Raw genomic sequence first — 23,745 nt, 5'->3', positions numbered from 1 at the left:
CTTTTCTATATAAACATTTTTAAATCCGTACTAATTTCTAGTTTCGCACCAGTTTTTTCGATTACATCCTCTACAGTATATGGACTCATTAGTTCTTTAAGCACTAAAGTGTTATTGACTACTTCAATAACAGCCATTTCCGTTATGATTAAATCTACACAAGATTTAGAAGTTAATGGCAAACTACATTCTTCCACAATTTTTGGATTCCCAGCTTTATCGGTATGATTCATAACGACTATTACTCTTTTAGCTTTTTGAGCTAAATCCATTGCCCCACCTATTCCTGGTACACGCTTTCCAGGTACAATCCAGTTTGCTAAATCTCCTTTTTCACTAACTTGTAATGCCCCTAAAACCGTTAAATCTAGTAAACCTCTTCGTATAATGCCAAAAGCAGTAGCACTATCAAAATAGCTAGCACCTTTTAATACAGTTATCGGGAAACCACCTGCATTACATAAATTTTCATCTTCTTTTCCTTTTTCGGGACTCGGTCCAATTCCCATAACGCCATTTTCCGCATGGAACATAACATGTACATCTTCCGGTAAGTAATCAGGAACAATGGATGGAATTCCGATTCCTAAATTTACGATCATCCCGTTTTTTATTTCCTTAGCAGCTCGCATTGCAATTTTTTGACGAAAGTCTATTCCCATGCCCATTTCCAGTTCACTCCTTCTGATGAAATTATGTAATCAACAAACACACCTGGAGTTACGATTTCCTCAGGATTCAACGAGCCAAGTGGAACGATTTCTTCCGCTTCTACAATCGTAATATCTCCTGCCATAGCCATATGAGGATTCATATTCCTCGCACTCTTGTCAAAAACCAAATTTCCAAATGGATCAGCTTTCTTTGCAAAAATAATACTGACTTCTGCCTTAAGAGCTTCTTCAACTAGAAATTGTTTACCTTTTACAGATACCTTTTCCTTACCGTTTTCTGCCATACTATCAAGACCTACATCTACTAATACTCCTCCAAGCCCCATTCCACCAGCTCGAATACGCTCTGCTAAAGTACCTTGCGGAGAAAATTCTACTTTGAGCTTACCTTCTGTCATTAATTTTCCTGCAAACGGATTCGACCCTATATGAGATGTCACAATTGACTTGATCCTTTCATTCCTTACCATTCTTCCGATGCCAATATCCGGAAATCCAGTATCGTTGCAAATCAAGTGAAGATCCTTAACTCCACTTTCAAATAAAGTTTGTAGTAAAGTTGGCGGTGAACCGACTCCTCCAAATCCCCCAACCATTAGCGTCATGTCGTCATGAAAAAATTGAAGAATTTGTTCCATTGTTGCTATTTTTTTATAAGTATTTTCAACTAAATTCATACGATTTCCCCCTTAGCTGTATAAGTTAGATGGGATTGTTCCATTTCCAATTCTTTTAAACTCTCATCGAGAATTTGAAGCAATTCATCCAGTTCTTCATAAGTAATAGTTAAAGGTGGTGCAATCATGAAAGCTGCATCTTCCTTTCCGTTTTTTCCGGCTACGGAAGGGTATAAAAGTAACCCCTTACTCATTACTCTTTGAATAAATGAACTTGATTTTATATCATGAATAAATTCAATACCGATTAATAAACCTTTTCCTCTAACATCTCCTACGAATGGAAATTTCTCCTTTAATCCTTGGAGCCTATTCATCAGATAATTACCTTTTTCTTCTGCAGCTTGTACTAAATTATGTTTCTCAACATACTCAATAACGGCTAATGAAACTGCAGCTGATAGTGGATTGGCACTAAAAGTATGTCCACTCATTACAAGTTTTGAACCTTGCATAATCGGTTCAATAACGCGATCGCTAGCAATCGTTGCAGCCATTGGTGTATATCCAGATGTTAATCCTTTTCCAAGCGTAACGATATCAGGCTGAACACCCCAATGCTCCATTGCGAACATTTTCCCAGTACGTCCAAGGCCAGTCATAACCTCGTCTGCAATCAACAAAATATCGTACTTTTCACAAATAGCTTTAATTCTTTGGTAATACCCTTTAGATGGTACAATCGCACCACCTGCAGCACCGATAATTGGTTCAGCAATAAATGCTGCAATATGTTCAGGGCCAATTCGATCAATGGCTGTTTCTAATTCAGATGCACACGCTAAATCACAAGATGGATGTTCTAAGTTGAAAGGACAACGATAGCAATATGGTGGTGAAACTGAAGGGTAATCCTCCAAGATTGGTACAAATCGTTGTCGTCGTAAAGGGTGGCCTGACATAGATAATGCTCCAATTGTTATTCCATGGTAGCTCATCCAGCGTGAGAGGATTTTATTCTTCCCCTTGATTCCCTTTTCTTGGTAATGCTGTATTGCTAGTTTCATAGCAGTTTCTGTTGCTTCAGTACCACTATTAACAAAGAACGTCCAGTTTAAATCACCTTGAGTAATATCACTCAGCTTCTTTGCTAGCTTCTCCGCAGGTTCACTAGTAAACTGTGAACGATAAACAAAAGATACTTGTTTTGCTTGTTCAGTCATAACATCAATGATTTCCTCAACACCATGACCGATTCCTACAGTAATTGCACCAGATGACCCATCAATGTACCGATTTCCATCTTTATCAAATAGGTACACACCCTTTCCATGAGAAATCATAGGGTAATGCTGGCCAAGTAATGGTTTAATTAAATAATCACGTTCCATTTTTTATCCCCGCCCTTCTTTATATAAAACGAAAAAAGCCACACTACTAAATATTGGAAATTTAAATAGAGGGTATTTTTTAGTATTCTTGCTTTCTGAGATACTTCCTTTTTATTTTTTTACACTTAACCTTCAAAAATATTTAATTAGCTACTTTAACTTCTTAACAAATGATTTGTACAGATAGTTGCCCGCCCCAATTGATGGCCATATACATATCTATATAAAGAAAACTCGTCGACTGACGATCCTATTTAGGCGAAGTCAGAGACGTAATTGCACTTACACTTAATTCCTAAAATTGGCAACCACGTCGAGTACGATTCCCTGCCAATTTATTATTTATTAATGTAAAAAAAATATGTATCACAATCAGTTGGCGGTGAAGATTAAAAATGGATTTATCAGAGAAAGTTAGAGTTGAAATAGATAGTCTAATAGATAAAATTAAATTTAATCAAAGTGATGATGGATCATGGAGATATTGCTTCGAAAGCGGTCCTATGACAGATGCCTATATGATTATTATTTTAAGAACGATTGAAGGTCATGATGAAGAACTAATTCAGAAACTGGTAAATCGTTTATTAATAAAGCAAGACTCCAGTGGGGCCTGGAAGCTTTTTGATGATGACTCAGGAAATTTATCGGTAACTGTAGAGGCTTACACTGCATTACTGTTCTCGGGTTATATAGAAATTACTGATGAAAAAATGAAGAAAGCAGAAGCGTTCATTCGTCAAAATGGGGGATTAGAGAGTGTACACGTCTCCACAAAATTTATGCTTGCTTTACATGAATTGTATCCATGGCCCAGGTTTTTTCCAGTCCCTCTCCTTTTAATGAATTTACCAAAGTTTTTTCCTTTGTCCTTCTTTAAATTTAGTTCTTATGTTCGATTCCATTTTGCTCCACTTTTAATATTAGGGCATAAAAGATTTACGATTAAAAATAAATGGACGCCTACTATACAACATTTGTTTACAAACAATAAATTTAAAGAGATTAGCAAAAGACGGAAATTCACAAATTTTAAAATGCCTTTTATTAAATCATTACCCAAAGTGGCTATTAAGAAGGCCGAGAAATATATTCTTCAAAATATTGAAGGAGATGGAACCTTATCTAGTTATGCCAGCGCTACTTTTATTGGAATTTATGCACTCCTCTCATTAGGCTATCAATCTACCTCACCCGTAATACAAAGTGCTGTGTTAGGTATAAAAGCATACTTATTTGATTTGGAAGATTCCCTTCATATCCAAAACTCCCCTTCGACAATATGGGACACAGCCCTTACTAGTTACGCATTACAGGAGGCCGGTGTGCCAGTTAATGATGAAGCAATCGCGTCCGCTTCTAACTACTTAGTCTCCCTCCAACATACAGTGGTCGAGAAAGATCATAAGATTAGTTTAGGTGGGTGGGGGTTTTCAGACAGCAATACTCAAAATCCTGATGTAGATGATACACAAGCAGTCTTAAGAGCGACAACTGATATCTCCTTAATAGATGACGATTATCGAAAATCTTGGAACGCTGGAGTGAAATGGTTATTTGATATGCAAAATAAGGACGGCGGATGGGCATCATTTGAAAAAAACAGTAGCAAGTACTTAAAACTCATTTTCCCTATCCAAAATTTTGTTGATACTGCAGTTGATCCATCTACAGCAGATTTGACCGGTCGAACAATCGAATTTCTAGGATCCAAATTAAAGTTAAATATAGTTCATCCAAGAATTGAAGACGGAGTTAATTGGTTAATCCATCATCAACACGAAGATGGTTCCTGGTACGGTCGTTGGGGAATTTCATATATTTATGGAACATGGGCCGCTATTACTGGTATGAAAGCGGTCGGTATCCCTTCAAATCACCCTAGCATTCAAAAAGCTAACAACTGGCTACTTAATATAAAAAACGATGATGGTGGCTGGGGTGAGTCCTGTAAAAGCGACATAGAAAGAAAATATATCCCACTATCCTTTTCCACAATTGTTCATACATCATGGGTAGTTGATACGCTCATTTCGATCAACGATTACCCTACTAGTGAAATTGACGATGGAATATCAAACATTTTAAACTGGTTAAAAATCCCTGATAAACGATTGACCTATCCAACAGGTGGAGGATTACCAGGCCATTTCTATATAAATTACCATAGTTATCGTTATATATGGCCCTTATTGACATTAAGCCATTATCTAAAAAAGTATAAGACAAGTGACTAATTTACAATTACTTAGTTAAACGCCTTGTCCTTATTTTCTATGATTGCATATAATACATTGTTATTTGTGTATATGTCATTTTAGTTTATGGTTTAAATAATAAAGGAGTGGCTTTATGGGAAATCTTGACCCAACTTTAATGAGGTTATTTTGTAGTAAGGCGTGTGATCCTCGCTGTTTTCCACGTATTTTTAATGTTTGTCGATCATTTCGTTGTAATGATTTAAAAAGCCGTGAAGGTGCATGTAGTATGATCGACAGACTGTCAGAATGTTGTAAAGTATCAATAACTGAGGAACAACGTGAAAACGCATGTGAGTGGCTAATGAATTGTAATGTAGATCCACAAAATCCTTCTCATCAAAGAGAAATGTGGGATTTGATCAAGAGCTGTAGAAGACGTTCTTGGTTTTAATTAATTGCAGATAGTAATTTTTAATATTTTTTAAAATAAAAGGCCTATAAACTTCCTCTTTTGAATCAATTCTAAGGGAAATTTTAAAGGCCTATTTGTATGGATGATTTTATACAAATTATGCATTGCTAGATAAAACACATAAAAGTTAGTCCCTTGCCGCAGAAGGGTTTGTTATTCTTCTTATTATATTGATCAGCAAGTAATCGTTTGACTTGATTATATGTTCCCCCTGAGCTTTTATCTTTCACGAAGATCAACTCCAAACAATAGTTTTTTCAGATTCCTATGTAGTATAGTTTACTGAATTATTATGATACTAAAGTTGATTAATATATCGGGGGTAGTAAATTGTCTTTTTTATTTAGTGATCATTCTTTAACTTTTTTTGACTGGTTGTTGAGAGCAATAGTTGGATTTATTTTTATGTTAATTAGTGTGAAAATATTAGGTCAAAGAACAATTTCGCAAATGAGATTACTGGATTTTGTTATCGTTCTCATCGTAGGAAATATTATCGCCCATCCATTATCTGATGAAAAATTAGCGTTAACGGATTCCTTTCTTTCTATCGGTGTTTTAGTTCTATTATATTTATTTTGTAACTATTTAACTTTTAGATCAAATAAATTCAAACATTATGTGAATCCTCATCCATTGCATCTTATTTCTAATGGAAACATACAATATAAAAATTTAAAAAAAGCCCGAATTACCATTGATGAATTACTTTCAGAGCTCAGAAAAGAAAAAATTGATGATCCGAAAAAGGTTGCGCTAGCTTGCTGGGAAGCTGGTGGTTTTATATCTACGTTTTTATATCCGAAATACGAGCAACCAACAAGAGAAGAACTTCAAATAAAAGATAAACCATTTCATTTTAACCAACCAATTATTAAAGATGGGGCGGTTGAACAAGAAGCTCTTACTAAAATCAACAAAGATTTAAATTGGCTTATAGCAGAATTAAAAAATAAATATAATGTTTCAATCAATGAAATATTACTAGCAACTCTAAATGAAAATGATAAGATTGATATATATTTATATAAATAAAATGAGGTTATTCTCATGTTTGTAGTGTTATTAAGGGTTTATTTAATGCATTAGGATATGCAGAAAAGATAGAATCTAATTAAACCCCTTTACAACTAACACATGTGTTAGTTGTAAAGCATCTCTATTCTTCATATAGAGTTCTATTTTAATAATGAACATCGCTTTACATCACCTAAATTTCTCTATTAATTTCATTCATTTATGTCAAAACTAAGGGACTAAAATAACTTTGTAATTTTCAATCCAAGAGATATAAAAATGTTATTAATCGAAGGGGGAATAAAAATGAAACAAGCAACTCTACACCAATGGCATAAAAAGCATAATAAACGAACAGTTGAATTTCATAAAAACCATGAAATTGAAATACAACGTGGTGAAAATGGAAACAGTTTGTTGGCTAAATGGGAAAGATTTTTTTATAACAATGTCATCTCCCCTCTAAAGAATATGAAATAAAACCTATTGAATTAACTGTTCTCTTGGCACATTTTTTATTTTTTAATTTAAGTCTACTACTTCACAAGACATTATCAAAAATGATTATTCAACTAAAGCATGCTTTAGTCGAAGATCATGAGTCACTTTTGTTGCTCATTTTATATTGAAGCAAATGGAAGGTTAGTGGAATAACTTCAAATTATATACTGGTCTCTATATAACTCATCATATATACGGTTTGAACTACTATCACTTACAATTTAATTAGCACTAATAAAAAAGAGAGTGTCCCTTTAAGACACCCTATGCTTTATCAAAAATTTCTTAACCAAGTCCTCGAACCGATAATCCACCATCACTAGAAATGACTTCACCAGTGATCGCACGTGACTGATCAGATGCCAAAAGTACATATGCTGCAACATGATCTTCAGGCATTTGTGCTAGTTGAAGTAGATTTCTTCTTTTTATATTGCTTGCTTTCGTATCATTATCCACGGATTTAGTAAAAGTACGTAAAGGTGGGATGACAGTTAGTGCTGTTAAAGTCCCTCCTGGTGCTACTGCATTTACTCGTATATTTGGTGCTAGTTCAAAAGCAAGCTGACGCATTAATCCGATTTGAGCATGCTTACTAGCCGTGTACCAAACTCCACCGCCGTCTGGGTAGAAGCTTGCTCCAGATACAGTAAAGATAATATTACCATTTGTTTTTTGTAATTCCTCTAAAGCTGCTTTTGCACCAAAAAATGATCCTTTTACATTTATATTTAAAAGGTAATCATATGCATCTGATAGGGCATCGGGTGTCACATCAGCGAATTTTGCAAATCCATCGAAAACGCCTGCATTCGCAATAAATACATCTAGTTTACCAAACTGTTCAACAGTTGCTTTTACAGCTCGCTCATTGTCTTCGTATTTGCTTACGTCACCTTGAATGATAAGGAGATTGTCATTAAATTCTTCTTTCATTTGCTCTAGTGTTTCAAGTGAGCGACCTATAATACTTACCTTTGCTCCCTCTTGAATGAATCGTCTTGTAACGGCTGCTCCTATTCCAGATGCGCCTCCTGTAATTAACACTACTTTATCTTTTAATAACATGACTTAGCCTCCTTTTTCTTCTATTAAACAAAGATTGCAAGATTTCTAGTATTAATTGTCGTTTGATCTACAATAAATACCCTCTTGGAAAGCTTCCATTTCCCATCTTCATATGTAAACTCGTCATTACGTTCTCCAGAAATTAGATCATAGTGAATATCTGTGCTACGGCTTCGATAGATCAGTAAATAACTATTAACTACTGCCTTCTCTTCTTTAACTAACTCTTTTACGCTAACATTGCTTACAAAACGGCGGGTTCTTGAAGGAGGAATTTCAGCCCATGCATAGTCAGTTTTCAATCGATCTACTCGAAGCTTTAATAATTCAATATCATCATTAAAAGTAAACATCTCAGTTGAATAGTCTGGGCGTTCAGTTCCTTCTTTATTTACGCGTACAGGCATTTGATAGATTAGATTCGAGTGCATTAAACTAAACCAATCATCAAATTCAATATCATCAAGTAATTCTGCTTCATCAATTAACCACTGCTCAAATTCTAATTTTGCTAATAATTTTTCAATATTCATTTTCCTTCCTCCCTCCTTTATTACTTTGTCATTAATTCAAGCCAGTACTGATAGAAATTACGTTGACTTGCTTCTGTAAATTTATCATCATAGGCTACTCCAGGTCCGATAAAATCGACGGGTTCACGATGTAGTCCCATTGTATAGTTATAAGTTAAATTCTTTTGAAATGGCATTGGACCTTGTGCTGCTTCCGTTATGTCTGTGAAAACTTCAGTATCATCTTGCTCAAAAATACCAGATGGACTAAACGTTAAGATAAAGGAATCTCTTGATCGATTCTTCCATTCCTGAGAAGCATTTTTTTCTACTAACATCCATGCAATTACTTCCATTTTATTGTGACTAATTGGTCTCCACATTCTAATTGAAGTATTCGAAATTAATTCGCCTTTAACTTTTGTGTGAGATATTAAAAATGACATATTCGGAAAAGCATTTCCAATCATATTTTTTAAGTTTGATAGAACTTCATATTGTTCTTCTGACAAATTACTTTTATACTCATCCTTTAATTCTTCAGGAAAAGCAAAGTCTGGGTTTGGTGTTCCAAGGTTTAATCCGTGTCCGTTTTCAGTATGAATTTGAAAACCACGCTTCGAATATGTTGCATTTGGTACCATACCTAATTTGGCAATTGAACCGTGAGTAACCATCGTATGGTATGAATCACCTACAAAGTTATCAGAACCGACCTTCCAGTTTGATTGAACAATAAAACGTTGAGGAGCTCCAATTACTTCCATCTCAGCACGTCCTACTACGATATCTAAATACCACTTAAAATCACCGAGAAACTCTTCAAGAGGCTCTGCATTTTCGTCCCAGTTTCCAAATAAAAGACCTTTATATGATTCTAGCTTTACTTGGTGAAGACCCATTTTTGATCGGTCGAGTCTCTCGCCATAAATATCTTTTTGAAGCGGAACCCCAACAAGTTCACCAGTATTTTTAAAATTAAATCCATGATACGGACATGTAAATAAAGTCTTGTTTCCTTTATCAGCACGGCACAGCTTCATACCACGGTGTGTACACATATTGTAAAATGCATTGATTTCACCATTGCTATCTCGTGAGATAATGATCGAATAACCTGCAAGTTCACGTGTCATAAAGTCCCCCGGATTTGGAACTTCAGATTCATGACCTAGAAAAATCCATGTTTTTAAAAATACTTTTTCATGCTCTAATTCGTAAACAGCTTTATCACCTAGAAGATATGCAGGAATGACTCCTTCATCTGGTTTGACGGTTTCGTTTAAGTAATTTACTAGTTGCTCTTTTGACAGTTCATCTAAAGTTTTTTCTGTTTTAATCATGCTCAGCACTCTCCTTTCATATTTTGACTCTTTACCCAACTTGTACATATTTGTCTTTATTTTGTAACTTTGCCAAAACACTTAACGCTGCTAAATAACTTGTTTTAGGATTATTTGGCATTGGATCATTTTCGATTTCAAGTTTAAGTTTTCCGAACGCACCAGATGCTTCAATTAAATGACTATTTTTTATCGCAATTGGATCAGCAATAATTTTCACTTTCGTATTGTTAGCACCAAGTCCAGCTAAGGATAATACAATTGCCACATTAATATTTCTTGGGTATAGCTTAATTGCTTCAGCTGCAGAGCCTTCAAACAATATCGTTTCTTTATCTAATACTTCTTTCGATAATGCTCCAGGTGGTTTTCTAGTTGTAATTGAAACAGTCTCTAGACCATCCGCAGCTTTTGCTGACTTTAAAATATCCAATCCACCGATAGCCCCTGATGGTAGGAAAACATTTACAGCATATCTTGAACAAACATCTCGAACTCTTTCTTCAAAATCAGAATCAGCCATTACCCCAATGCTACTTAACAATAAGTCTTTTCCACCTTCAAGAACTTTTATAGCGTACTCTTCTGCTGCTTCTACTGTTGCAGCTTCAATGACTAAATCTATATCAGAAAGAAGCAGCGCCTCTACACTTTGATAAGCTTCTGTTTCAAATTCTTTAGCAAGTTGAACGCCTGATTCTTCACAACGCGTATAAATTGAAACAATCTTTCCACCAGGTAACATTCCATTTTTATTAATTGCTTGAAGAAGAAATTGACCAATATTTCCACAGCCGATTAGACCTAGTTTCATGCTTATTCACCATCCTTAATTTGCAAATCCGTATGAATCTGCAAAGAATTCCAATCCACAGTGTCTCGTTTCCCTTGAAACACCACTCTCTTTTAACCCTGGGAAATCCAATGCTAAATCGCTAAAAATGGTATGGTTATTATGAAAAACTGCGCCTGCTTCTAATCGATCTGCCATTTCAACTGCTAATTCTTCATTTTCAGTCCAAACAGAAGCCCTTAAGCCAAATTCACTATCATTTGCTAGTTTGATAACTTCGTCAATAGTTGAAAAAGGTAGAATAGGAATTACTGGTCCAAATTGTTCTGCACGAACGATCTCACTTTGCTGGTCAACACCTGTTACGATTGTTGGTAAGATGTAATAACCTTGATCCCACATTTCAGGATTCAGTTGAATTCCAGCTGTTATTACATTTGCACCTGCTTTTTCAGTACGCTCGATTAATCCGTTAACATAGTCATACTGAGCTTTATTATTTAATGGGCCCATTGTTACATCAGGTTGAATACCATCACCTACAACAATACGCTCAAATTCTTTCTTTAATTTTTTTACTAATTCAACATATCTAGATTCTTGTACATATACGCGCTTAATAGCCGAACATACTTGGCCAGCCGCTTTTAAAATACTCATTCTTAATCGTTTAATAGCTTCTTCATCTAAGTTTGCATCCTCTAAAATGATTGCTGGGTCATTCCCACCAAGCTCCATATATACTTTTTGAAGATTTCCTGAAGACTTTTTCATAATATCTTTACCTGTTTGTGTACTTCCGACAAAAGCAATCGTACGAACACGTGAATCAGAACAAAGCTTGTCACCAATCATTTTTCCTGAACCTGTTACAATATTGATTACACCAGGCGGAAAATGTTCAGCCACTACTTTTAAACAAGCCATAATGGTAAACGGACAATTTGTCGCAGGTTTCACGACAACTGTATTACCTGCTAAAACAGCAGGAATCACTCGCTTAAATGTTAAAATCATAGGCGAATTCCAAGGAGTAATTACTGCAGTAACCCCTCTAGCTCTTCTTCTTACTTGAACTTTTTGATTTCCTGGAAGTAATTCTGGATTCCACCATTTAAGAAGTTCATCCGCTCCACCATTCATTACTTCAACGCAGCGTAATAAATCTTTTTTAGCTTCTACTAGTGTTTTTCCATTTTCACGAACAAATAATGAAACATGTTCTTCAATGATTTTAGAAAGTTCCTGCGCGGCTGCTTTCATTCTTTCTACACGATCCTGAATCTCACTCTGTGACCAAAGTTTAAATGTACTCGATGCTGCATTAATTGCTTCGTTTACGATTTCCTCAGTACATAATGCTACTTTACCGATTACTTCCGACTTATTTGCAGGATTAATAATATTTGATGTTTCATTATTTTCTTTCCATTCACCATTTATGAGATATCTTCCTGATACAACTGGATATGTCGAAATCATATTGAATCTCCTTTATAATTTTTTTGGTTTAAAGCTTTCAGCTGCTCCTGGAGGTCCGCCAAAAGGTTTTGCCATAGGTCCAACTGCTTCCATATCTACAACGATCATTGTTGGCTTTCTTCTTTCAGTTGCCTTCTTTAGTTCATTAACAAATTCGTCTCCTGAACCAATACGTGCTGCTTCAAAATGCATTGACTCAGCTAGTTTTACAAAATCTGGACTTAATAAATTCACTGCTACTTGGCGACCGTATGCCGCTTCTTGAATATTACGTAGAACCCCATAGCCAGAATCATCAAATAACACAACAATAATAGGAAGATTTTCTTCAGCTGCAGTTACCATTTCACCTACATTAACCATAAACCCACCATCTCCAGCCATTAATACGACCTTTTGATGAGGGCAACCCAATTGAGCTCCAATAGCAGTAGGAAGACCCTGACCGATCCCGCCACCAGATGCGTGAATAGATGTTCTCGGTTCATAAATATCGAATATTCTGCTACCCCAGACATTTGCTTGTACTGTCACATCTCGAACCAAAATCGTATCTCTCGGTAGAATCTCTCTCATGCCATCTACAAATTGTTCAAATGGGCCAAGTGTTTTACGAAGTTGTCCTCGTACTTCATTTCTTAATGAACGTACTTCTTCTTTATAAGATGGTATAACCGAAATAGACTTTTCATCGATTTTATTAATTAGAGCCGATAAAATATCTTTTGCATCTCCGACTAACCCAACTGTTGCTTTATAATTACGATTAATTGCATTAAAATCTGCATCAATCGAAATATGTTCTTCTGGGACAGGAACTTTCCAGTTAGAAGTTTCATTTCCTCTGAAACGTACACCTACACTAATCAGTAAATCTGCATTTCTCAAAAACTCTTTTGTCGACTCATTGGCCGCAAAATGACCTATACATTGCTCATGATCTTCTGGTATCGAACCTTTTCCAGATTGACTTGTAATGACAGCAGCTCCAAGAATTTCTGCTAAATTTGTTAACTCTTTTGAGGCATTTGCAGAAATAACACCGCCACCAGCCCAAATAACTGGACGACGTGCTTCTAGAATTTTTGAAATTGCGATTTCTGGTATTACGGTAGTTAGTTGCGGTTTAAAAACATCTACCTGTACCTTATCAATTGAAACGTCCTCGATAATTGCTGATTGAAAATCAATTGGAATTTCTAAGCTAACTGGTCCAGTTGGAGCAGTTAATGCTTCTTCAATTGCTTTTCTTACTACACCAGCTGTTTGTTCTGGTCTTCTAAGTCTTACAGCATTTTTACAAGCACCACTCATCATTGAAAGCTGGTCTTTACATTCATGTATGTACCCTTTACCTGTACCAAGATAAGGTGAAGCTACTTCTCCAGTCAGATGTAGTAGTGGAACTCCAGCTGCCCATGCTTCTACTAATGAACCAGCAGCGTTTCCTGCTCCTGTTCCTGTACTAGTAATAACAACACCTAATTTCCCTGTCGCACGTGCATAGCCATCTGCCATATTTACTGCTCCACTTTCGCCACGTGAACAGATTAGCTTGATACTTCCATCCCTTAAAATCGCGTCATAGATGGGCATATTGTGAATACTTACGATTCCAAAGGCGACTTCTACGCCTGCTTGAACTAACTCTTTTACGACGGCATCCGCAGTAGTAAATATGATCTCTTCTTGATTTTTCATCTTGGTATCCTACCTTTGTCTAATAATTTATTTAAAGTGCTTTACCGATTGCACCTGCAGTTTCAATTGTAGAACCAGCCACATAACTCGCTTTGTCTGAAGCAAGAAAAACAATTACACTAGCAACCTCTTCTGCTTCACCTACACGACCTAGAGGAATATTTCTTTTTATCGCAAGATCTCTATAATATTCTTCAGGATCCATATCAGGAGCATTTTTTAATCTTCTACGTTCCCATTGATCTGTCCGAATTAATCCAAGACATACTGAATTTACTAAAATATTGTCTGATGCTAATTCTTGAGACAACGTTTTGCTTAAATTTAAAAGTCCTGCACGAGTTGCTGCTGTTGCTACCATATGACGCTCGGGCTCTTTCGCTAGAGTTGCATTTATATTAATTATTCGGCCCCCTCCTCTTTTCACTAAATAAGGATGAGCTGCACGAACTGCATAAATAATAGCGAAATATTTTAATTGAATTTGTTCCTGCCACTGTTCATCTGTAATATCGAAAAAATGCCCCATAACACTTTGACCAGCTGCATTCACTAACGTATCAATTCCACCAAACTTTTCTGCTGTTTGTTGAATAAACGAGTTAACTTCCTCTTTTGATGTAACATCACAGGTCGTAGCAAATAGATCTTCGCTTTTGCCATATGAGAGTAAATGCTTTAATGCTTTATCTGCACGCTCTTTGCTTCTTCCGCAAATTGCTACTTTAGCACCTTCACCTAAAAATAACTCAGCTGTCTTCAGTCCAACACCAGAAGTGCCACCCATAATCACTGCAACTTTTCCTTTTAACCCAAGATCCATCCCGTCACCCCTTATTAAAGCTTTCATGGTTCGTATTATTTAAAGCATTTTTATTTAAACTTTTTAACGTACTTTAACCGTTGTATCTACCCAGCCATTATCCGGCTCTCCGCCCATAGCTTTACGAGCTTCTGGTTTTGGTGGACCAGCAATTCCCCATTGATCCATTAGATGTGGCACGCGTTTCCAAACTCGCGCTCTCCACTCCGCCTCATCTTCAATTGTTTCAAGATAACATGTATATTCCATGACAAATCCACCGAGATCTTGAAAATAACAAAAGATATTATTACCAGGACCATGTCGACCTGGCCCCCATAACTCACTTAATCCGGCTTTCCTAACATTACTAATGCCTCGCATCAGTTCATCCACCGAATCAACCTCGTAAGCAATATGATTAACTGAAGCGTGTGCATCTTGGTTAAATGCAATCGAGTGATGTTTTCGATTACATCTTAAGAAGGACATTTGGTGCTCACTCCAATCAGTCACTTTGAATCCAAGCACATCAGTATAAAACTCCACGATCATATCTAAATCTTTTGTGTTCATAACTACATGGTTTAATTTCACGGGATCAACGTTTTTATTAGTCCAAATCGATGTTTGAACCTCTACCCAAGCGGAAAGTTCAATTACACGGTTTTCTGGATCAACAAATCGAAGTCCATATCCTCCACCAGCTTCATCCAAATAACCTGGCTCTTCAACAATATGTACACCTTTTGAATGTAAGATTTCCGCTGCACGATCAACTGCATTTTTATCGACCATTCCAAATGCGATATGATGCAAACCGCATTTATCGCCCTTTCGAAGGCTTAGTATATGATGCTCAGGTCCTGCCCCTCGAAAATATGCAATATTGTCATCTGAAACATTTACACGATCTAAACTCCAAACCTTTTCGTAAAAGTTCACTTGTTCTTCAAAGTTTGGTGTGATCAAACTTATATGTCTTAAATGAGTAATTCCTAGCACCAACAATCCCTCCCATTCATCTATATAAAGCGCTTTCTTTAATTAACTCTATTGAAAAAGGCAGCTGCAATTTATTCAAAATGCAGCTGACCCTTTTTCAATTTTTTTAATTAACCTTTGATGATTGCTTCTCTTTCTTTAGCACGTTGTTTACGAAGTTCTTCAAGCGCACTACCCTCTGGATAGGTTGGAAGGTTTGGTTTCACTGCGCCAAGCATAACTAACATACGTGCTTCAGTGTCTCCATCATTTCTAATTCCTCGATGAACGCCAGGAGGAGAACTGATACAATCTCTAGCTTTTAATTTAATTTCATGTACTTCATCTTTACCAACTTCTTGAATTAAAGCAGTAACTTCTCCCTCAAGAATGAAAAATACTTCTTCTACATCATCGTGGAGATGTAAAGGTCCAATGCAGCCAGGAGGTAGAACCATTGTACTTAATGTAAAATGTTCTGCTGTAATTACATTTGAATCATTATTCGCTGTCGCACCGCGTCCAATATAACGCATTTGTGCACGCTTGTATCTAGGATCAATTTCCTCTTGAAACTTTAAGACATTCCAATCTAACGTACGGTCTTCTAAGCGAGCCACGTATTTTTTTTCAAATTCTTTAACTGAAAAAGTTTCATTTGTCATTTTTAAAATCCTCCCTGTATTGTTGTTCTTTTTTTAAACAAAATGTTTTGTATTTAATATTAAATGTGTTTTATATACAAAACAGTGTTTTATCTATAAAATAATTCTAGGATGGTTTATCCTTTGTGTCAACATAGTTTTTAGAAAATTTTGATATGTCATAAAAGTTAAATATAAAAAAGCACTGTATTTTCAAGGTTTATAACTAGTTTTCTTTGCAAAAAAAATATGGATTCCCTTAGTATGGGAATCCATATTTTTAACTTGAACTATTTTACCTACTTGAAACTCTGCCATTGTAACCCATATAGTTTGATAGTAAAACAGAGACATCTAGAAGTTTAGGTAATGCAACTTTATTCATGAAATCTTCCTGATAAGATAATTCAGTCGCTACGATATTCAGTGCTGCTAATACCTTTCCTGTTCTACCGTAAATAGGTGCAGCGATTGAATGAATACCTTGATGAAATTCTCCACTAGTCATAGAGTAGCCATTTTGACGTATTTTTTCTAATTGATCCATAAACTCCCCAGGCGTCGTTAATGTTTTATCTGTATATGGCGTTAAATTTGTAACTTGGAACAGTTGCATAAGACTATCCTTTGATTCGTATGCAAGAAGTAGCTTTCCATTTGCAGTTGCATGAGCTGGTAATCTTAAACCAATATTGACGTTGACTGCTGATACTCCTCTAACCGGAGCACTACCCACATAGACTACTTCATGTCCATCTAAAATTGACAAATGACAAGAAGCACCTATTTCATCACGTAATGATTCCATATAAGGTTGTGCAATTTCAGGTATTTTCAAGCTATTTATATAACTAAAACCTAATTCAAGAACTTTAGGAGTTAACGAATATTGTTTCGTATTTTCATCCTGTGTTAAATATCCAATCGACTGTAGTGTATAAAGTAATCGATAAGGTACTGTTCTGCTTACTCCTAACTTTTTTGCAATCTCTGAAAGTGACAAACTAGGATGTTCCTCATTAAAAAGCTTAATAATTTCTAAACCTCTAACTAAAGAATTGGCGCTATATTTTTCTTTTTCTACATTATCCATCGAGCAAACCTCTCCTAATACATAGATTCAATTCTACTTTTGACTTATCGGTTGTTTCTTTAAAAAGTTTAACACGGATTGATTAAATATTTTAGGATCTTCTTGATAGCATAAATGCCCTGTATTTGGAACGATAACAAATTCCGAATTTGGAATCAACTCGTGAAATATTTGTGATTCACTTACTGGTGTTACTTGATCTAACTCCCCGCACATAACAAGTGTTGGAACAGGTATTGAAGACAGAATCTCCATTTGGTTTAAGTTTGATAAAGAGTAGGAAACAGAACGGTAACCAGATAGACGTACTTGTGACATTATACGTTCAGCCTCTTTAATAACCTCAGCTGATGCATTTGGAGCAAGTAATGCTTTTACTCTTTTTCTGGCTAGTTCACTTGGATGTAGATTTTCAATGGAGTTTAATCTATTTTGAAGTTTTTTCTCATTTTCTTCTCTACTTAATCCAGCTGCTCCACGTGTTGCATCTGAAATAATTAACGCATCGACCATATGTGGAAAACGATTCGTAAAATCAATTGCAATTGCCGATCCCATTGAATGACCTAGTAAATAGATAGAATCTAGCCCTAGACTATCCAAAAACTCTTTAAGAACATTAGCAAACTCGGAAAATTCACGGAACTCCACTTGTAGATCGGAACTCCCACCATAACCTGGAGCATCCCAAACAATTACTCTATAATTTTCCTTCAATTCACTTAATTGATGCTTCCATGACTGAGAATTGTTTCCCAAACCATGTAAAATTACAAGGGCTTGTCCTTCACCTGATTCTTGATAATGAATCGATAACTCTTTTAAATGACTAATTGGCATCCGCATTACCTCCACTCTATTCTCTATAATCAAAATCTATTAACCTGAATATCAAAAAAACATAATGTTTCATATAAAAAACATGTTTTTTTAACTTGAATTATAGATTTGTCAGAATTTAATGTCAATAACTCTATTTTTTCAATGGATAGATAAATGATTGATTATGCTATTGAAACATAAAAATTGGAAAATATTTCAGTAAAATCATAATTGACAAACTTTTCTAATTATTTTATCTTTAAAAGAGTTTCATCGTTAAATTTTGAAACAGTGTTTTATATTTAAAACTTTTGTACTTATAACGAAAGGAGTGGATCGTTCGGTTTGAGCCAAAATTAATACTTGAAGTATCAAAACAGATTATTTGAACTTCAATATCTATTAGGTAAACGTAGTTTCTGCTTTTTCCTTCCAAATTTTAAACGCAATTACTTGATTTTAAAAGGAGAGAGAATTTTAATGCTACATAGACAAAAAAGATGGATTTTAATCGCTTTACCAATCTTTTTCTTTTGGTTCTTCGGACAAATTGATAAAGTTGGCATTTCTGTCATACAAACAGATCCAGAGTTTTTGAAGGCGCTCGGTATGACTGGTGTTGACAAAAATGCAAAAATTGGTCTTCTTTCATTTGTTTTTACGATTGCATATGGAATTTCGAATCTATTTTGGGGATTCATTATTGATAAATTTGGTGCGAGAAAAACGGCTATAGCTGGATTATTTGTTTGGTCTCTTACTATGTTTTCATCTGGGCTCTCAACTACATATGAAGCATTTATTATAAGTCGAATTATTCTTGGATTTGGGGAAGGGATGATGATTCCTGTTTCAGGGAAATTTATCTCTGCTTGGTTCAACAAACGAGAGCTAGGGCGAGCTCAAGCTTCTTGGCTTACAGGTAACTATTTAGGACCAGCAATTGGGGCAGTTATATTAGTACTTGTTATTTCATCACTTCATTGGCAATCAGCTTTCTTTCTGCTCGCTGGATTTAACTTTTTAATTAATATTCCTATGTTTATTTTTCTTACAAGAAATACACCTGATGAACACCCGTGGGTTAGTAAAGAAGAATTGGATCTAATTCACCGTCCAATAGAACCAATAGAACATCAAGTAAGTAGTTCCAATGGGAATAAAAATTTTATTCAAGATTATCGTTTTTGGATTGTATGGTTTGGTATGTTAGTGTGTTCTTTCCTTTTCTTTGGAATAAGCATTTGGCTGCCAACATACTTGATCGAGGCAAAAGGTTTTGATCGTGAAGGTATGACAAGCATTACTTCTTTATCATGGTTATTTGCACTTGGATTTGTTCTCGCATGTGGTTTTCTTGCCGATAAAACCAGACGCCCAAGCTTAATGGCATCAATATTATTTTCACTGACTGCTATATTTTTAACAATGGCAGTTCTTGTTCCAAATCCAGTATTAGCAGGGATTTGCATGGGACTTGCTATGGGATGTCAAGGTGGAGTCTTCCATCTTAGTAATATGTTCTTAGTAAAATATTCAACTCAAGAGACGGCTGGCCGTGCAGCAGGCTTAATCGGATTTACAAACCTAATGGGTGGCTTTTCTAGCTATATTATGGGCTGGTTACGTGATTCATCAGGAGGCAATTTCACTACCTCAATTATTATGTTAATCATTACGGCTCTCTTAGGATTGATCGCTTATTTATTTTCTATTAAAGAAGAAGCAACCGAACTACGCGCTGTTCCCCTACCTCCACAAAAAATTAATGCTTAATCAATTTAATTTTTGAAAACGCTTTTATAAGGAGGGGGCGTCCCAAAAGTATAACTTTAAACGGGTAGCCCCTTTTTTATAACTGCGAATCGCAAATAAGAAGTCCAATAGATAACTTGAAATGGAAAACTAGCAAATATATTCTAACTCTTACTAAATCGAATAAAACTCTTCTAAATATCTATTAAAAAAGAGCCATTTTCTCAACTAAAATGAAAAGTTCTGTTGAGATACCTATACTACTTCGACTAAATACTAGTTTCACATTAAAAAAGGCGTCTCGTGTCAGTTAACCTGACTTTTTGAGACGCCCTTTTTTACCTTTGTTTCTAAAAAACAAATAGACGATCACTATAGTAAAATGAATTTTCTACAGTGATCGTCTATTCTATTACTTATTTAAATCAATTTTAGTTCCAGGGCGGACAGTCCAGGAAGGATTTTTCCCTACTTTATCCCCTTCCTTTACTCCTTTAAGAATGGCAACATATTTCCCTTGTTTTTGACCAGTTTTTACATTTTGTTTATAAATAGTTCCTTTTTTAAGTACATACACATATTTTGATTTTCCTGATCCTTTAACGCTCGTCTCAGGTATTGCTAACAAATCCTTTGATTGTACTACTACTTCAAGATTTGTTTCATAGCCAGGATATAGGTTCTCTTGTGAATCTAGTGTTGCTCTAAAAGTGTAATATGGTATAGTTTCTTTTTTGGAATTCTTATCTTGATTTGTGGATGGATCATTCAAAGGATAGTTACTTACCTCTGAAATACTTCCTTTCCAGCTCTTATCGGCAACAACCTTTGAACTCACTTTAATTGTTTGGCCAGGCTCAACTTTTGCTTTCTCTTCTTCTGTTAGCTTTCCTTCAATTTGAAATGGTTCATTTGAAGCAATTTGCATAATTGAGATTTGCTGTTTATCTGTTGCTTTATAACCTTGACCGATACTTTTGTTCAAGTTAAGTACTACCCCATCATTATTACTGTTAACAGTTAATGATTCTTGTTGTGCTTTCAGCTTTTCAGCTTCAAGTGTATATTGTTCTACTTTTAGCTGTGTAGCATTAAGCTCTTCTTTTGCAGTATTAAGTTCAGCTTGTAGCGATTGAATCTCTGGTGTGTTTGTTGTATTTGTTGTATTTGTTGCATTTTTATCTGTATTATTTGCATCAGTTGTATTAGATGTTGACGCTGAAATAGCATTTTGAATGTCTTTCTCTAATGATGCAATTTGATCGTTTTTCTGCGTAACAGTTGTTTCTGCTAGCTTCTTATTTACTTCTGCTTGTCCTAGTTCAGCTGCTATAGTTGTATCTTCATAAGAAAAAAGTTTTTGCCCTTTAGTGACAGTATCTCCTTCTTTAACAAAAATCTCATTTATAGAACCTTTTGTTGGATTTACGTAAATTGTTTCAGTATGACTTTGTACTACACGACCAGACACAGTTTCAGTTTTCGTAAAACTTTTTACTGTTGGGCTGATAAACTGTAATGTTTTAGATTTACTTTTTTTAATTTCTACCACCGCTACGCTAAGAACCACAGAAACGATTAAAAGAACAATGATCCCTATTAAAATAAATTTCTTCTGACGTGGCGTAGTTACTTTTGCTTGTTCTTTTTCTTCGTCAATTCTTTTCGCCGTTTCCATAAAACTATACCCCTTCCTTATCTTGCCAAAAACATAATACGACTTTCCCTATATCTATTGTCTATTGTTTTAAAAAGCGTTTCAAGGAGATTTTTTAGAAAATCATAAATATTTGGTATGTTTTTTTTAATAAGCCTATTATTTGTCTCTCCTGAGTGAACTATTGGAGGTGATCTGAGTAGATTTATATTATTTCAGAATATTCAAACTTTAATTTCAAAAAAATAATTTTATCATTTATGTTTTAATTTTTATCTGAAAGAATGAATAATTAAAGTCTACTAAAAAAGTCACAGAACCCCTTGATACATCTATGTATTTTTGCACACACTTTCATTAAATTAGTTAAAATTAATATTCTATTAGATTAAAATATAATATTTAAAACATTCATACTATTATTGCGTAGTATTATTGAACTATGTTACAATACAAAAAATATGTTTGTAGAAAAGGATATTTCTTCCAATATTTAGTCTATTAAAATGTATTTCGTATACGCATTAGAAAACGCTTACGAAAATTTCGAGGAATTATTAGTCATTCCTCCTTCAATTTAGGGAATTAATACAACTCTCCCGTTGCAAATTGATTAGTTACTGCACACTCTTTTAAGCAGTGTGTATTTATTTACTAAAAATACAGATTATTCACAAAAAGGGGGAATCTTGGATGAATGCTTTTTTCAGGAAAAAGTCGATTGAACAGCTTCAACAGGATGGGGCTAAAAATACCGGACTTAACCGCGTTCTAGGTTTATGGCAATTAACTGCCATTGGTTTAGGCGGTATTATAGGTGTAGGTATCTTCGTATTAACCGGTGTAGCAGCGGCTGAACACGCTGGTCCGGCAGTTCTTTTATCATTTATTATTGCTGGTTTAGCTAGCGCAGCAGCAGCATTGTGTTATGCAGAATTTGCTGGATTAATACCTGTAGCCGGAAGTGCTTATACTTACAGCTATGCTGTTTTAGGAGAAGGTACAGCTTGGTTAATCGGGTGGGATTTGTTACTTGAGTATGCCTTAGTTGTTGCAGTAGTAGCCATTGGATGGTCTGGCTATATGCAAGAGTTTTTATTACAAATGGGTGTTCATATTCCTGTTTGGGCACAAGGCGCGCCTGGTACTGGAGCAGGTCACAAAGTTGATTTAATTGCCGTTTTAGTTAGTCTTGGAATTGCGGGCTTACTTACATTAGGAACTGAAATAGGTTCTAAATTTAATTCATTAATGGTTATGATCAAATTAGGTATTATTCTTTTAGTTATTGGCGTTGGAAGTTTTCATATTGATTCAGCTAACTGGCATCCTTTCATGCCATTTGGTTTTCATGGCGTTATGAGTGGAGCAGCTCTAGTATTCTTTGCTGTATTCGGCTATGACACATTAACGACAGCAGCAGAAGAAGCAAAAAGACCGCAACGTGATTTACCACTTGCAGTTATCATATCATTAGCTGTCGCTTTATGTTTGTATGTTGCAATGTCACTTATTATTACAGGTATGGCTCCGTATGAAACACTTAATAACGCAGCACCTGTAGCAAAAGCCTTTAGTAATATCGGAATGAAGTGGATTACGTTAATCATATCTGCCGCTGCAATTACAGGGATTCTATCCGTTTTATTCTCATTTATGCTTGCTGGATCACGTATTTGGTTCTCAATGAGTAGAGATGGTCTATTACCAAAATGGTTTACAAAATTACATCCTAAATATAAAACACCTTATCGTCCTACTTTAATAATTGGTTTAATTACTGCATTTGTAGCAGGTGTTACGCCAATTAACGAAGTGGCTGAATTAGTTAATATTGGAACGTTAACAGCATTTATTTTAATTTGTTCTTCTATCATTGTATTACGTGTAAAACGTCCTGATTTAAAAAGAGGATTCAAAACACCATTGGTTCCACTTATTCCAATAATCGGGATCGGTTTCTCGGCTTATCTAATTGCTAGTCTTCCAGGCATTACATTTATTCGCTTTATTGTCTGGATGGCTATAGGACTTGTTGTTTATGTATTATATGGCAAGAAAAGAAGTAAGCTGGAGACAGCGAATAACAATAATAAAACGAAAATAAGCTAGAGCAGCATTAAAAAGCCACAAGGAAATTTGTTTTCCTTGTGGCTTTTCTGCATCCTTAATCGAAACAAAAAAAGCATGTATCCGATTTTGTATCGAATACATGC

General features: G+C 35.3%; 21 protein-coding genes. 6 read left to right on the top strand and 15 right to left on the bottom strand.

Annotated elements, in window-relative coordinates; genetic code table 11:
• Window positions 1–5 precede the first annotated feature (5 nt).
• Genes EP747_RS13930 through EP747_RS13920 form a run of 3 tightly spaced genes read right to left on the bottom strand, consistent with a single transcriptional unit; the run spans window position 6 to window position 2,682 of the window.
• Window positions 6–668 carry a 3-oxoacid CoA-transferase subunit B gene (locus EP747_RS13930; protein ID WP_129690739.1) on the bottom strand — a complete coding sequence of 221 codons (663 nt, stop codon included), beginning with the start codon at window positions 666–668 and terminating at the stop codon, window positions 6–8.
• On the bottom strand, window positions 653–1,351 hold the full coding sequence (locus EP747_RS13925; RefSeq protein ID WP_129690738.1) for a CoA transferase subunit A: 699 nt from the start codon (window positions 1,349–1,351) through the stop codon (window positions 653–655). Before EP747_RS13925 ends, EP747_RS13930 begins: the two co-directional genes overlap by 16 nt.
• Window positions 1,348–2,682 carry an aspartate aminotransferase family protein gene (locus EP747_RS13920; protein ID WP_129690737.1) on the bottom strand — a complete coding sequence of 445 codons (1,335 nt, stop codon included), beginning with the start codon at window positions 2,680–2,682 and terminating at the stop codon, window positions 1,348–1,350. The genes EP747_RS13925 and EP747_RS13920 overlap by 4 nt, the downstream gene beginning before the upstream one ends.
• A gap of 395 nt (window positions 2,683–3,077) precedes the next feature.
• Between EP747_RS13920 and EP747_RS13915 the strand changes: the two genes are divergently transcribed.
• The 4 genes from EP747_RS13915 to EP747_RS24265 all read left to right on the top strand — a co-directional run bounded on the left by EP747_RS13915 (window position 3,078) and on the right by EP747_RS24265 (window position 6,852).
• Window positions 3,078–4,919: a prenyltransferase/squalene oxidase repeat-containing protein gene (locus EP747_RS13915; protein ID WP_129690736.1), complete on the top strand. Its 1,842-nt coding sequence runs from the start codon at window positions 3,078–3,080 to the stop codon at window positions 4,917–4,919.
• A gap of 115 nt (window positions 4,920–5,034) precedes the next feature.
• Window positions 5,035–5,334, top strand: coding sequence for a hypothetical protein (locus EP747_RS13910; RefSeq protein WP_129690735.1), 300 nt, complete (start codon window positions 5,035–5,037; stop codon window positions 5,332–5,334).
• Window positions 5,335–5,685: 351 nt separating this feature from the next.
• Window positions 5,686–6,390, top strand: a complete 705-nt coding sequence (locus tag EP747_RS13905) for a DUF421 domain-containing protein (protein ID WP_235832881.1) — start codon at window positions 5,686–5,688, stop codon at window positions 6,388–6,390.
• A gap of 288 nt (window positions 6,391–6,678) precedes the next feature.
• Window positions 6,679–6,852: a hypothetical protein gene (locus EP747_RS24265; protein ID WP_165347053.1), complete on the top strand. Its 174-nt coding sequence runs from the start codon at window positions 6,679–6,681 to the stop codon at window positions 6,850–6,852.
• 306 nt (window positions 6,853–7,158) lie between these two features.
• Here EP747_RS24265 and EP747_RS13900 read toward each other — a convergent pair whose 3' ends face one another.
• The 11 genes from EP747_RS13900 to EP747_RS13850 all read right to left on the bottom strand — a co-directional run bounded on the left by EP747_RS13900 (window position 7,159) and on the right by EP747_RS13850 (window position 18,135).
• Complete coding sequence (locus EP747_RS13900; protein ID WP_129690734.1) at window positions 7,159–7,941, bottom strand: SDR family NAD(P)-dependent oxidoreductase; 783 nt, start codon at window positions 7,939–7,941, stop codon at window positions 7,159–7,161.
• Between the two features lie 23 nt (window positions 7,942–7,964).
• Complete coding sequence (locus EP747_RS13895) at window positions 7,965–8,474, bottom strand: aromatic-ring-hydroxylating dioxygenase subunit beta (protein ID WP_129690733.1); 510 nt, start codon at window positions 8,472–8,474, stop codon at window positions 7,965–7,967.
• A 20-nt stretch (window positions 8,475–8,494) separates the two neighbouring features.
• Window positions 8,495–9,796, bottom strand: a complete 1,302-nt coding sequence (locus EP747_RS13890; protein WP_129690732.1) for an aromatic ring-hydroxylating oxygenase subunit alpha — start codon at window positions 9,794–9,796, stop codon at window positions 8,495–8,497.
• A gap of 31 nt (window positions 9,797–9,827) precedes the next feature.
• Window positions 9,828–10,610, bottom strand: a complete 783-nt coding sequence (gene nadX / locus EP747_RS13885; RefSeq protein ID WP_129690731.1) for an aspartate dehydrogenase — start codon at window positions 10,608–10,610, stop codon at window positions 9,828–9,830.
• A gap of 15 nt (window positions 10,611–10,625) precedes the next feature.
• Entirely contained in the window at window positions 10,626–12,071 is a 1,446-nt protein-coding gene (locus EP747_RS13880) for an aldehyde dehydrogenase family protein (RefSeq protein ID WP_129690730.1), read from the bottom strand.
• A 12-nt stretch (window positions 12,072–12,083) separates the two neighbouring features.
• Window positions 12,084–13,772 (bottom strand): thiamine pyrophosphate-binding protein, encoded by a 1,689-nt coding sequence (locus EP747_RS13875; protein WP_129690729.1) that lies wholly within the window; start codon window positions 13,770–13,772, stop codon window positions 12,084–12,086.
• Window positions 13,773–13,803: 31 nt separating this feature from the next.
• Window positions 13,804–14,595, bottom strand: coding sequence for an SDR family oxidoreductase (locus EP747_RS13870; protein WP_129690728.1), 792 nt, complete (start codon window positions 14,593–14,595; stop codon window positions 13,804–13,806).
• 63 nt (window positions 14,596–14,658) lie between these two features.
• The gene (locus EP747_RS13865; protein ID WP_129690727.1) at window positions 14,659–15,579 is read right to left on the bottom strand and encodes a VOC family protein; all 921 of its coding nucleotides are present in this window, start codon (window positions 15,577–15,579) and stop codon (window positions 14,659–14,661) included.
• A gap of 110 nt (window positions 15,580–15,689) precedes the next feature.
• Complete coding sequence (locus EP747_RS13860; protein WP_098231233.1) at window positions 15,690–16,223, bottom strand: cupin domain-containing protein; 534 nt, start codon at window positions 16,221–16,223, stop codon at window positions 15,690–15,692.
• A gap of 274 nt (window positions 16,224–16,497) precedes the next feature.
• Window positions 16,498–17,295, bottom strand: a complete 798-nt coding sequence (locus tag EP747_RS13855; RefSeq protein ID WP_129690726.1) for an IclR family transcriptional regulator — start codon at window positions 17,293–17,295, stop codon at window positions 16,498–16,500.
• Window positions 17,296–17,328: 33 nt separating this feature from the next.
• Entirely contained in the window at window positions 17,329–18,135 is an 807-nt protein-coding gene (locus tag EP747_RS13850) for an alpha/beta fold hydrolase (protein WP_129690725.1), read from the bottom strand.
• 462 nt (window positions 18,136–18,597) lie between these two features.
• Here EP747_RS13850 and EP747_RS13845 point away from each other — a divergent pair, with 462 nt between their 5' ends.
• Window positions 18,598–19,893, top strand: a complete 1,296-nt coding sequence (locus EP747_RS13845) for an MFS transporter (protein ID WP_129690724.1) — start codon at window positions 18,598–18,600, stop codon at window positions 19,891–19,893.
• Window positions 19,894–20,284: 391 nt separating this feature from the next.
• Here the strand turns inward: EP747_RS13845 and EP747_RS13840 are convergent, their stop codons facing one another.
• Window positions 20,285–21,550: an efflux RND transporter periplasmic adaptor subunit gene (locus EP747_RS13840; RefSeq protein ID WP_129690723.1), complete on the bottom strand. Its 1,266-nt coding sequence runs from the start codon at window positions 21,548–21,550 to the stop codon at window positions 20,285–20,287.
• 672 nt (window positions 21,551–22,222) lie between these two features.
• Between EP747_RS13840 and EP747_RS13835 the strand changes: the two genes are divergently transcribed.
• A complete protein-coding gene (locus EP747_RS13835) occupies window positions 22,223–23,641 on the top strand; it encodes an amino acid permease (protein WP_129690722.1) in 1,419 nt (472 codons plus the stop codon).
• Window positions 23,642–23,745 lie beyond the last annotated feature (104 nt).

The sequence above is a fragment of the Gottfriedia acidiceleris genome, assembly GCF_004138285.1.
Taxonomy (GTDB): Bacteria; Bacillota; Bacilli; order Bacillales; family Bacillaceae_G; genus Gottfriedia; species Gottfriedia acidiceleris_A.
The sequence above is the reverse complement of the archived record's forward strand: the minus strand, read 5'-3'. Positions and strand labels throughout refer to the sequence as shown.

Coding starts and splice junctions, on each gene's coding strand:
- nadX (WP_129690731.1), bottom strand. CDS start 10,610: ATGAAACTAGGTCTAATCGGCTGTGGAAATATTGGTCAATTTCTTCTT.
- EP747_RS13870 (WP_129690728.1), bottom strand. CDS start 14,595: ATGGATCTTGGGTTAAAAGGAAAAGTTGCAGTGATTATGGGTGGCACT.
- EP747_RS13910 (WP_129690735.1), top strand. CDS start 5,035: ATGGGAAATCTTGACCCAACTTTAATGAGGTTATTTTGTAGTAAGGCG.
- EP747_RS13930 (WP_129690739.1), bottom strand. CDS start 668: ATGGGCATGGGAATAGACTTTCGTCAAAAAATTGCAATGCGAGCTGCT.
- EP747_RS13895 (WP_129690733.1), bottom strand. CDS start 8,474: ATGAATATTGAAAAATTATTAGCAAAATTAGAATTTGAGCAGTGGTTA.
- EP747_RS13925 (WP_129690738.1), bottom strand. CDS start 1,351: ATGAATTTAGTTGAAAATACTTATAAAAAAATAGCAACAATGGAACAA.
- EP747_RS13850 (WP_129690725.1), bottom strand. CDS start 18,135: ATGCCAATTAGTCATTTAAAAGAGTTATCGATTCATTATCAAGAATCA.
- EP747_RS24265 (WP_165347053.1), top strand. CDS start 6,679: ATGAAACAAGCAACTCTACACCAATGGCATAAAAAGCATAATAAACGA.
- EP747_RS13890 (WP_129690732.1), bottom strand. CDS start 9,796: ATGATTAAAACAGAAAAAACTTTAGATGAACTGTCAAAAGAGCAACTA.
- EP747_RS13880 (WP_129690730.1), bottom strand. CDS start 12,071: ATGATTTCGACATATCCAGTTGTATCAGGAAGATATCTCATAAATGGT.
- EP747_RS13860 (WP_098231233.1), bottom strand. CDS start 16,223: ATGACAAATGAAACTTTTTCAGTTAAAGAATTTGAAAAAAAATACGTG.
- EP747_RS13915 (WP_129690736.1), top strand. CDS start 3,078: ATGGATTTATCAGAGAAAGTTAGAGTTGAAATAGATAGTCTAATAGAT.
- EP747_RS13840 (WP_129690723.1), bottom strand. CDS start 21,550: ATGGAAACGGCGAAAAGAATTGACGAAGAAAAAGAACAAGCAAAAGTA.
- EP747_RS13845 (WP_129690724.1), top strand. CDS start 18,598: ATGCTACATAGACAAAAAAGATGGATTTTAATCGCTTTACCAATCTTT.
- EP747_RS13900 (WP_129690734.1), bottom strand. CDS start 7,941: ATGTTATTAAAAGATAAAGTAGTGTTAATTACAGGAGGCGCATCTGGA.
- EP747_RS13855 (WP_129690726.1), bottom strand. CDS start 17,295: ATGGATAATGTAGAAAAAGAAAAATATAGCGCCAATTCTTTAGTTAGA.
- EP747_RS13875 (WP_129690729.1), bottom strand. CDS start 13,772: ATGAAAAATCAAGAAGAGATCATATTTACTACTGCGGATGCCGTCGTA.
- EP747_RS13835 (WP_129690722.1), top strand. CDS start 22,223: ATGAATGCTTTTTTCAGGAAAAAGTCGATTGAACAGCTTCAACAGGAT.
- EP747_RS13920 (WP_129690737.1), bottom strand. CDS start 2,682: ATGGAACGTGATTATTTAATTAAACCATTACTTGGCCAGCATTACCCT.